General features: G+C 73.6%; 6 protein-coding genes and 2 pseudogenes. 5 read left to right on the top strand and 3 right to left on the bottom strand.

Features of this window, described 5'->3' with window-relative positions:
* A pseudogene (locus ACWCO3_RS24330) lies at positions 1-139 on the bottom strand (TrmH family RNA methyltransferase); the annotation flags it as partial.
* A 1,039-nt stretch (positions 140-1,178) separates the two neighbouring features.
* Here ACWCO3_RS24330 and ACWCO3_RS24335 point away from each other — a divergent pair.
* The 5 genes from ACWCO3_RS24335 to ACWCO3_RS24355 all read left to right on the top strand — a co-directional run bounded on the left by ACWCO3_RS24335 (position 1,179) and on the right by ACWCO3_RS24355 (position 9,560).
* Complete coding sequence (locus ACWCO3_RS24335; RefSeq protein ID WP_450012206.1) at positions 1,179-2,186, top strand: hypothetical protein; 1,008 nt, start codon at positions 1,179-1,181, stop codon at positions 2,184-2,186.
* A gap of 173 nt (positions 2,187-2,359) precedes the next feature.
* On the top strand, positions 2,360-4,984 hold the full coding sequence (locus ACWCO3_RS24340; protein WP_357929107.1) for a fibronectin type III domain-containing protein: 2,625 nt from the start codon (positions 2,360-2,362) through the stop codon (positions 4,982-4,984).
* A 27-nt stretch (positions 4,985-5,011) separates the two neighbouring features.
* The gene (locus ACWCO3_RS24345) at positions 5,012-6,007 is read left to right on the top strand and encodes an AAA family ATPase (protein ID WP_088988698.1); all 996 of its coding nucleotides are present in this window, start codon (positions 5,012-5,014) and stop codon (positions 6,005-6,007) included.
* 14 nt (positions 6,008-6,021) lie between these two features.
* Positions 6,022-7,188 (top strand): DUF58 domain-containing protein, encoded by a 1,167-nt coding sequence (locus tag ACWCO3_RS24350; protein WP_450012209.1) that lies wholly within the window; start codon positions 6,022-6,024, stop codon positions 7,186-7,188.
* Complete coding sequence (locus ACWCO3_RS24355) at positions 7,182-9,560, top strand: DUF3488 and transglutaminase-like domain-containing protein (RefSeq protein ID WP_450012211.1); 2,379 nt, start codon at positions 7,182-7,184, stop codon at positions 9,558-9,560. Before ACWCO3_RS24350 ends, ACWCO3_RS24355 begins: the two co-directional genes overlap by 7 nt.
* Before the next feature lie 50 nt (positions 9,561-9,610).
* On the opposite strand, the gene ACWCO3_RS24360 is transcribed toward ACWCO3_RS24355, so the two are convergent.
* Complete coding sequence (locus ACWCO3_RS24360; RefSeq protein ID WP_450012213.1) at positions 9,611-10,147, bottom strand: hypothetical protein; 537 nt, start codon at positions 10,145-10,147, stop codon at positions 9,611-9,613.
* A pseudogene (locus ACWCO3_RS24365) lies at positions 10,144-10,908 on the bottom strand (hypothetical protein); the annotation flags it as partial. The pseudogene ACWCO3_RS24365 and the gene ACWCO3_RS24360, both read right to left, overlap by 4 nt.

The following is a 10,908-nucleotide window of genomic DNA, read 5'->3' on the forward strand; positions in this document are numbered from 1 at the left end:
GACGCTCGGGTACGAAGACACCCTGCGCGCCGAACGCCGCAGCCGACCGGATCACCGCACCCAGGTTGCGGGGGTCGGTGACACCGTCCAGCGCGGCCGCGATGCGCCCGTCCGCCGGCGGCGCGGCGGCCACCACCTCACCCTGGGCACCGCCGCAACCGTCGGCCACACCCCGGGCAACCCCGCCAGGGGTACGCGCACCCGCCGCACCCAGCGACGCCACGGCCCCGGCTCCGGCACCTGGGGTTCAGCCCATCCAGCCGACAACCGCCCCGCCGATGCGCTCCGGCCCGCCGACACCCTCCCTGGCCCCGCCGTCGCAACCCGGACCCTCTCCTACGGCGAGCCAGCCCTCTGGGCCGACGGTCGAGAGCCAGCAGCCCACGTCGGGTACCAAGGTCCAGCCGCCCGCGCCGACGTCCGGAAGCCAGCCAGCCAGACCGACGACCGAGGGCCAGCCAGCCAGACCGACGACCGAGGGCCAACCGGCCAGGCCGACGTCCGAGAGTCAACTGCCCAGGCCCAGGGCCGAGAGCCAGCCGATGCCGTCATCCGAGCAGCGGCCACCACGTCGACCACCGACCGGATCTCCTGTAGCGCCGCGTCAGCGGGTCGGCGACCACCCGGCCGCCGACGCCGCAGACCACCCGACGGCCACTCCGGCACCCCGTTGGGACGATCCCACGATCCAGGTACGGCAGATCGAGCCGTTACTGGCCGAGGAAGCCGCCCGAACGGGAGTCAGCCCAACCGGAGCGAACGGATCCGTCGACGCACCCGGTGTCGAGGCGACCCCGCCGGGCGGGCCGTTGCCGACCAGCAGTCACCCGGGGCCGACACGGCCGGCTGGCGGAGCACCGGCCCAACCAGTCAGCGCGCCACCCGCCCTCCCACAGCCGATCTCCGCGCCTCCGGCACACCCACACCCGGTCTCCGGACCATCCGGCCATCCGGTCTCCGCGCCACCCGGGCACACCTACCCGGTTTCCGCACCACCCGGGCACGCCGGCCCGCTGTCCACGTCACTCGCTGCTGGGCAACCGGTCTCCGCGCCTCCCATCTCCGCCCCTCCGACGAGCGCACCGCCCGCTCCCAGGCAGCCGGTCTTCGGACCCCCACAGAGGGCAACACCAGCCCCAGCGCCATCCAGCGCCGCGCCTTCCGTACCCCCGTGGGGGTTGACCGCGCCGCCGTGGAGCCGCAGCGGCCCGCCGCAGCCGAATACCGACGCCGACGCCGCTGAGCTGTCCGCGACGGACGCCGAGGCCACCGGCGGAGGCGGCGAGTCCGGGCTGGACATCTTCGAGGCCGCGCCGGTGCCGACGCAGCGGGCCCGGGTCTCGGCGTCCGACGAGACCGTGGTGTTCCCGGCCGTCGCGCCGAGCAGCGGCCCGCCCAGCGGTTACGGCGGTCCGAGCCAACCTGTCACCGCTCACCCGGGGACGGTCGCCGCTCAGGCGGCATCTGCCGCCGCGCCGCTGCGCCCCGCCGCGACGCCGGTCGAACCAACCCCGGCGGCCTGGTCACCGGGCAGTGGTGGAGCAGCGCCGCTACCGGCACCACAGCACCACCAGCCGACCCCAGCCGAGCAGGCCGGCTACCCGTCCCAGGAGCACTACCCGGGGCAGGCGTTGTATCCGGGGCAGCAGTACCACCAGGCACAGGAGGCGTACCGGCCGGCGTACGCCGACGAGGACGGCTCGGCGAGCCGCAACCGGGCGACGCTCATCGGCGCGGTGGTGGCGGCCGGGGTCGCCGTCGTGGCGGTGGCCGGGCTGGGCGCGGTGGTGCTGACCCGCGACGACCCGCCGCCCAGCGGAGCCGCACCTACAGCGGTGGCGCCGACGGGCGTGGCACCGACGGCGGCGGGGCCTCCGCCGGGGGATCTGAAGCTACGTGACAACTCGACCACGATCACGCTGACCTGGACGGACCCGTCCGGCGGGGCGGTGCCGTTCATGGTCGCGGCCGGACGGGCCGGGAAGGCCCTCGGGGTGATGGCCACCGTGGACCCGGGCAAAACCAGTTACACGGTCAACGGGTTGAACTCCCGAGTGGATCACTGCTTCACCGTGCTGGCTGTCTACTCCACTGACAGCTTCGCGACATCGGGCCAGGTCTGCACCGCACGGGAGCGCACCGCCCCGTCGAGCGGGAAACCCTCGGGCCGACCGTCACCGAGCTGACCCGGAGCGTGAGCCGGGCTGAGCTGGGCGTCCACAACGCACACGCTCGGTATCCACAGGGGTGACCGTGCGGGTTCCCCCGTCACCAGCAGCGCCATATGATGGCACCCGGCTCAGGGGAGGGGTTGCCGCGAGGCGCGCCACCTGCCACGACTCAGGGGAGGCAGCCGGCTGTGGCCAGCATCGACGACGCCGTACGGACCGACGCCCCCCGCTCCCGGTCCCGGCTCCGCGGTGGCCTGGTGACTGTCGGCACGGTGGCCGCTCTGCTGGCCGCCATGGGGTTGACGGTTCTCGGGTTGGGCGCGGCCGACAACGCGGTGGCCAACTACGACGCGAGTTCCTGGCTGTGGAGCACGGCGCGCAGCGAGCTGGCCCGGGTCAACGGGGTGACCGCCCGGGTGGACACCCGCACCGAGATTCCCGGTGCCAACCGGCACCCGATGCAGGTCACCCAGACCGACCGGTTGCTGATCCTGCGCGACCTGCAGACGGGGCAGGTCAGCTCCCTGGACCTGGCGACCCTGCAGCTCACCGCGACCACCAAGACAACCCCCGGCCTGGGCGTGAGTGTCGCCCTGCACGAAGATTCGGCGTTCGTGGTCGACGCCGTGCAGGGCATCGTGCGGCAGCTCGACCCGCGGTCGCTGGCCCCGGTCGGGGAGCCGGTCCGCTATCCCCCGGGCATCGCCGGCGGCACCTTCGACGGTGAGGGCCGGCTCTGGATCGCGGTGCCCAGCGAGGGCACCGTCTCGGCGATCACCGCCGCGAAACTGCCGTCCGCGCCGGCCTCGGCCGCGCCCGACGGCGGTGGGATCAAGCCGGAGCGTGTCGAGTCGTACGACGTGGCCGAGGCGAGCCACGAGCTGGTGGTCTCCACCCTGGACGACGGTGTGGCGGTGCTCGACCGCACGGCCGGCAAGCTGGTGCGCGTGCAGCACGGCAAGGTGCACCCGACGCCGTTGACGCTGTCCGGCCCGGCCGCACTGCCCGCACGCACCAGTGGCCCCCGGGTTCCGGTCACCGTGCCCGCCGAACGGCGGGTGCTGGTGGTGGGTGACGGTGGGGAGGAGAAGGCGTTCACGGTGCCGGGCGAGGGGGATCGGCTCAGCGCGGCGGTGGCCTGGGCGGACCGGTTCTACTGCGCCGACGAGGCCACCGGCACGATCTACGCCTTTGACGGGGGCGGTCAGCTGGTCGAGACCATCGGCGGGCGAGCTAACGGGCCGCTGGAGCTGGAGGTCCGGGAGAACCATCTGTTCATCAACTCGCCCGACGCGGCGATCGCCCGGGTGGTGGACGACAAGCACCAGGTCCGCGAGGTCAACAAGTACGCCAACGACGTGCTCGGCGGCGACCCGCCACCGGTTGCCCCGCCTCCTCCCCCGCCGAAGAAGCCCCGGGTGGGTAAGCCGAGTGCCCCGCGCAGCGTGACCGCGTCGGCGGGCAACGCGCAGGCCCGGGTGAGCTGGCGGCCGGCGGCCGCCAACGGCGCCGAGATCATCAAGTACGTGGTGGAGGGTGCCGGCAAGCGTGTGGAGGTGGGCGCGAACCAGCGTGCGGTGGAGGTCAAGGGTCTGACCAACGGCGAGACGTACCGGTTCGCGGTGCACGCCGTGAACGCCAAGGGCGACGGTCCGCCGCGCAACAGCAACCCGGTGACCCCGACCGCCGCGGTTCCGGACCCGCCGGCGAGCGTCACCGCCCAGGAACGGCCCGACGGCACGGTGCTGGTGAAGTGGCCGGCCGCGAACGGGCAGGGCAACACCATCGCGAGGTACGCGGTGACGGCCAGTTCGGCGGGGACGAACGCCCCGGCCGGCGAGTCGACGAAGACGGAGCTGGTGGTGCCGGCCGGTGAACTGGAGTACGGCACCCAGTACGCGTTCACCGTGGTGGCGGTCAACAGCAAGGGCGCCGGGTCGGCGGCCTCACCGGTGAGCAACACGGTGGTGCCCTTCGCAGCGCCGGGTCGGCCGCTCGACCTGCGGGCCGGCACTGTCGCCAACCAGCCGGGCGCGGTGACGGTGCAGTGGGCGCCCGCCGAGGCGAACGGCCGGCCGGTGACGAAGTACCTGGTGGACGTCGGTGGGCGCACCAGCGAGGTGACCGACACCCGTACGACTGTCACCGGGCTGGGCAACGGCCAGAACGTCACGGTGAAGGTGAAGGCTGTCAACGAGGCGGGGCCGGGCCCGGAGGCCACCGCCACCGCACGTACGGTGGCCGAGCCTCGGGTCACGGTGACCGGTTCGTCGGCGACCGCTACCGGGGCGACGGTGACGTTCACAGTGGACGCCGGCGGCGGTCAGGCCACCTGCTCGCTGAGCACGACGGGTGAGCCGGCGAAGGCCGGCGCGTGTTCCAGCATCACGATGACGGGCCTGACGCCGGGCACCAACTACACGTTCACGGTGACGGCCACCAACGCCGCCGGTAAGGGCACGGCGACGAGGGCGCAGGCCACGCCTTCGCTGTACGGGGTCGCGACCTGTCGTAACGGCGCGTCCGGACCCGAGTCGACCTACTGCGACCGGGACCGGGATGGCCGCAACGGCAACGAGATCTTCTCGGTTGCGCGACAGGACAACGACAAGCAGGTGGGCTGGGCGAAGCCCGGCACCCGGTTGCAGGCGTACTGCAAGAAGTCGGGCGAAGAGGTCTACGCCTACATCTACAACAACGAGAAGCGCAGCACCTGGTGGGTGCAGGTCAACTACGAGGGGAAGAACTACATCCCCTGGGCCTGGCTCAACCTGGAGGGCGGCGACAACATCAACGTCCTGCCCACCTGCTGATCCACCAGGCGAGGAGCACCACCGACCGTGAACACCCACGAGCCACTCACCCAGCCGGAGGTGCAGGGCTTCGCGGCCCTGGCGGCCCGGCTGGCCGAGAACGTCAACGCGGTGGTGCTCGGCAAGCCGCAGGTGGTGCGGCTGGCGCTGACAGCGCTCTTCGCGCAGGGTCATGTGCTCCTGGAGGACGTACCCGGGGTCGGTAAGACGACCCTGGCACGGGCCATCGCCGCCACGGTGAAGGGTGAGTGGCGGCGCATCCAGTTCACGCCCGACCTGCTCCCCTCGGACGTGTCCGGCGTGACGATCTTCAACCAGGCGACCCGGGACTTCGAGTTCCACCCGGGGCCGGTCTTCGCCAACATCGTCATCGCCGACGAGATCAACCGGGCGTCGCCGAAGACCCAGTCGGCGCTGCTGGAGGTCATGGAGGAACGCACGGTCACGGTGGACGGGGTCCGGCACCCGGTGCCGTCGCCGTTCCTGGTCGTGGCGACCCAGAACCCGGTGGAGATGGACGGCACCTACCGGCTGCCCGAGGCGCAGTTGGACCGGTTCCTGGTGAAGTTGTCAGTCGGCTACCCGGACGAGGCGGTCGAGGTGGAGGTGCTGCGCGGCGCGACGGTGCGTTCCCCTGAGGCGCTCGCCCCGGTCACCGACACCGCCACCGTCGGGGAGATGGTCCGGATGGCCCGCCGGGTGCACATCGCCGAGCCGCTCTACGCGTACGCGGTCCGGCTGGCCGCCGCGACCCGTACCCACCCGCAGGTACGCGTCGGGGTCAGCCCCCGGGGTGTGATCGCGTTGACCAGGGCGGCGTGCGCGTACGCGCTGATCGACGGGCGAGGTTGGATCATGCCGGAGGATCTGAAGGCGCTCTCCGAGGCGGTGTTCGCGCATCGGCTGCTGCTCACCCCGGACGCCCAGGTACGCGGGTTGACCGCCGGGGAGGTGCTGCGCCAGGCCATCGCCTCGGTGCCGGTGCCCCTGCCGTCGGGGCAACCCGCTCCGGTGCAGGGCTGACCGGCAGCAGCGGCATGGGGATCACCGCCCGTGGGGTCGGGCTGCTCGTCGCCGCCGTCGTGCTGGTGGGGGCGGGTTTCCGTTTCGCGTACCCCGAGTTGACGCTGCTCGGCGCGGCGGCCGGCGCGGCGGTGGGCTACGCGGCGCTGGTGGCGGCCTGGCGGCCCCGGTTGACGGTGACCCGGCACGCCGACCCGGACCGGGTGGCGCGTGGCGAGTCGGCGAGCATGACGGTGACAGTGCGCAACGCTGGGCGGCTGCGGTCGGCGAACCTGCTGGCGGAGGACCGGTGCGGCGAGCGCACAGTGCCGGTTCCAGTGCTGCGCCTGCGACCGGGGCGGGACACCGAGGTCCGCTACGACGTGCCGACCCACCGACGGGGGGTCGTGCCGGTCGGGCCGCTGCGGGTCACCCGGCGCGACCCGCTGGGCCTGGTGGCGTTGGCCCGCCCGTACGGTGCGGTGGTGCCGGTCTGGGTGTACCCCCGCATCCACCCGCTGACGGCGGTGCCCACCGGCGCGGGGCGCAGCCTCGACGGCCGGGTGGACGGGGTGCCGCACGGGTCGATCACGTTCGACTCGCTGCGGGAGTACGTGGTCGGCGACGAGCTGCGCCGGGTGCACTGGCGGACCAGCGCCCGGGTGGGCGAGCTGATGGTGCGGGAGAACGTGGACACCAGCCTCCCGCGCCTGGTCGTCCTGCTGGACAACCGTGTCGCCGCGCACCCGCAGCGCGTCGGCGGGGTGGCGGAGTCGTTCGAGTCCGCGTGCGAGGCGGCCGCGTCGGTGGTGACCGCCGCGCACCGCGCGGACCTGCCGGTGGTGTTGCTGTTCGTGGCCGCCGAGGCGGCGGCACCCGGTCAGGAGGCGGACTCCAGGCCCGCCCTCGGTCCCCTGGACCGGCTGGCCGCCGCTGAACTGTCCGACGACGACGCGGTACGCGCGGCGACGACCCGACTGCGACAGGACCGGCTCGGCGACACGCTGATCTTCCTGACCGGGCCGGGTGGCCGAGGTGAGCTGGGGCATGTGGGCGCCTTGCGCGGGGCGTACCCCTCGGTGGTGGTCGCTGTGTTCGGCGCGGCCGAGCCGACGCCACCGGGCGCCGCCGGCCTGGTGGTGGTCGACGCGGCGGACGGCGCTCAGTTCGCCGCCGAGTGGGACGGGGTACGCCGGTGGTGACGCACGTCGTGCGGGTGCTGCGGGCGGCCGTCGTCCCGGCGGCGTTGATCGGGTTGACAGTGCTCGCCGGGGTGGCGCTGGGCCGGGTGTACGCGGGTGACCTGCTGACCTGGCTGGTGGGCGGCGCGGCGGCGGGCTCGGTGCTGGTCAGCGTCGCCGCCCGTCGGCTGCCGTCCTGGCTGGTGGCACCGGTCTCGGTGGCCGCGATGGCCGGCTGGACACTGTGGTCGCTGCGGCTGGCCGCCGACCACGCCGAGCTTCCCGGCAGCCTGCTGGAGGTCACCGCGGACGCCGCGCGCAACGGCATTCCCCGGCTGCTCACCGCGATGATTCCGGTGGAGCCCGCACCGGACACGGTGCTGGTGCCCGTCGTCGCCGCCTGGTTGGCGGGGCTGGCGGGTGCGGAGGTGGCGCTGCGCGCCGGCCGGGTGTTGTTGGGTTACCTGCCGGCGGCGGGGCTCTACGCCGCCGCGCTGTACACGGTCGGCCCGAACGCGGAGCCGGCGGTCGGAACGACGGTGGCGTTCGTCGCGGTCGCGGCGGTCGGCCTGGCGGCACCCGGCAACGCGGCGCCGCCCGGCGGGGATCCGGCCGCCGACCTGGCGCCCCGGGTACGCGCGGCGGTGCGACTCCGGCTGGCAGCCAGCGCGACGCTCGGCGTGGCAGTGGTGGTCGGGCTGGTCGCGCTGCTCGGCCCTCTCGTCGCCGGTCAGGTCGACGGTCGACCGGTGGACCCACGCCGGTACGTGGAGCCGCCGCAGGTGCAGTCGCTGGACGAGAACCCGTTGATCCGGATCTCCGGTTGGGCGCTGCACCCGGAGCAGAAACTCCTCGACGTAAGCACGGAACGCGAGGGCACCCCGCCCGCTCCGCCCGACGCCGCCGCGCCGGACGGCGAGCCGGGAGCCGAGCCTGCGACGGGCGCCAAGGGTGTGCGGATCCGGTTGGCGGTGCTCAGCGACTACGACGGGGTGACCTGGCGGGTCGGAGCGACGTACCGCAACGCGGGCCGGATCCTGCCGGCCGCCACGCCCCCGGAGGCCAGTACGGTCGGCACGGTCCGCCAGCAGATCACCGTGGCGGAGTTGAGCGGTCGACTCCTGCCCGCCGTGGCGACGCCCCGGGAGGTGAGTGGCGCACGGGTGGCGTACGACCCGGCGAGCGGGACGCTGATCCGGCCGGAGGGGTTGACGCCGGGGCTGCGGTACGAGGTGACCTCCGCCGAGGAGCACCCGGACTCGAACCTGTTGGGCACCGCCAACGTGCCCGCCGGCGACGAGGTGGCCCGGGTGTTGCGGGTCGCCGACGGGGTGCCCGATCCGATGCGCAAGTTGGCCGCGCAACTCGCCGAGGAGAACGGCGCCCCGTTCGCACGGGCGTTGGCGATCGAGCAGTTCCTGGCCGAGCACTACCGGGTGGTGGCGGACGCGCCGAGCGGGCACGCGTACCCGAATCTGGGTTTCTTCCTCTTCGGACCCCGCAACGGCGGCGGCCAGGAGGGCACGTCCGAGCAGTTCGCGGCGGCGTTCGCGGTGCTCGGCCGGCTGTCCGGGCTGCCGACCCGGGTGGTGGTGGGTTTCCGGACCGGCGGGCAGGGGCCGGTGCTGGCCGGCGACGCGTACGCCTGGCCGGAGGTGCTCTTCGACGGGTTGGGTTGGGTGCCGTTCGACCCGTTGCCGCGCCCGAACAACGAGCCGAGGCCGGTGGAGGAGGATTTCCGGCCGACGCCTGATGATCCGCCGCCGTCGGAGGCACCGGCGCCCACAGTGGAGCCGTCCGCGTCGCCGGAGCCGGTGGCCGCCCCGGACGGGCCGCCCGGACAGGGTGGGTTGTCCACGCCGGTGCTGGTCGCCGGGGGCAGTGGCGGGCTGTTGCTGCTGGTGGGAGCACTCCTGCTCACCCTGTTGGCGATGCGCCGCTCGTTGACCCGGAGTCGACTCGTCCAGGGTGACCCCGGCCGGCGTATCGCCGGGGCCTGGCAGGAGGTCACCGACGCGCTGCGCCTGGCCGGCCGACCGGTCGGCGACGACCTGGCCGCCACCGAGGTGGCCGGGCACGCCCGCCAGGCCCTCGCCGACGCACAAGCCAGCGTCACCGGCGACGGCCCAACGGGCAGCGGCCCAACCGACGGAGGCCCAACCAGAACCGGCCCGACCGACGCGCCGCCGGCCGTCGACGAACTGGCGGCCCTGCTGAACCAGGTCGGCTTCGCCCCCGCTGCCGCAACGCCGGACCAGGCGGCCCGGGCCGCCGAGGTGGCCACCGCCTACGTCACGACGCTGCGCGCCGCCCGCCCGTGGTGGCGCCGCCTGCTGTGGTCCATCCACCCATCCCCCCTGACCCGCGCCCGCGCCCGCCGCTCCCCGCGGTGATCAAGAGGTTTGCGTCAGAAGGACGCCCGCTGGTGACGCAAACCTCTTGATCAACCCAGGTGGTCGCCCGCCAATGGTCGGCGGGGTCGGACGACACGGCGGCCGTAGTCGGCGGCCACGGCGATGACGAGCGGCCCCCAGGCGACCATCGGCGCGTAGTACCGCAGCACCTCCCAGGTCGGAGCCGGATGCGCCGGATCGTCGCGGCCTATTCCGACCCAGCCGCGCTCCACGACGTGGAGCCTGCTGTTGACGAGGAGATAGACGCAGATGGCGACGAGCACCGAACCGCCGATCAACGCGACGATCACGACCGGGCGCGCCGGCACGGGACGGCCGCCGAGCAGTGGCACCCAGTGCGGGAGGCGTTGTCCCCATCGGTGCACCAGGCCGAGCGTCGACAGCGCCAGCCCCATCGACAGGACGGACAGGAAGATCATGTACCACGAGGTGACGGCATCGTCGGTGACCAGCAGGGTCAGTCGCCAGACCGCGGACGGCAGGACGCACAGCGGGACGGCATAGGCGGCCCAGACAGCCCAACGTGGTGGTTCGGCGGCCCAGGTGCGGTGGGAGTCGGTGGTCATGAGCGCTCCAATCGTGGACGGGCCGAGCCGGGCAGGGAAGTCGCCGGCTCCGACGGCAGACGCGGCCGGGTGGCGAGGGCGTAACCGGTGGTCGTGACGCCGAGCGACACTCCCCAGCCGAGGAACACCAGCAGGGTGGCGCTGGTCGCCCACCCCTCCCACACCTCCGACCACTGCAGGTCCCCGGTGCGTAGCTGGTCAACGAACACCGCGACGCTCAGCACGCCGTAGGTGACCAACGCGAGCGCCACCACCCCGGCCGGAATCACCGCCAGCAGCCGGGGAACCCGTCGACCGCCCAGTCCCGGCACCCAGCGCGGGAACTGCTGACCCCACCGCTGCACCAACCCGAGGACGAGCAGGCCGGCGAGCGGCGGAACGAGGGTGATCGCGAGGCCGGTCTCCGTCGAGAGATCCAGCTGAATCTCGTCCAGCTTCTGCTCGGAGATGCCGAACGGAACGCCGAGCACCCACAGCCCGTGCGGCACGGCCCAGCCGACCACGGGCAGGGCGACAGCGGCGTACGCCCAGCGGCGCGTCCACCTCGGCACCGGTTGGTAGCTGGCAGGCGCTGGGCCGCGCCGGGGACCGGAGGCGTTCGCGAGCCCGGCGAACAGGACGCCACCGGCTACCAGCGCGAGCCGGGCACCGAGGTCACGCCAGTCCGAAGGGCGTCCGGTCAACGCCGCCGGAACCTCGAAGAGCAGGTGCAGCGGGAACGCGACGACCAGGAGCAGCGCGCTCGCCGCCCAACTCGCGGC

The organism is Micromonospora sp. NPDC002411 (assembly GCF_053592955.1).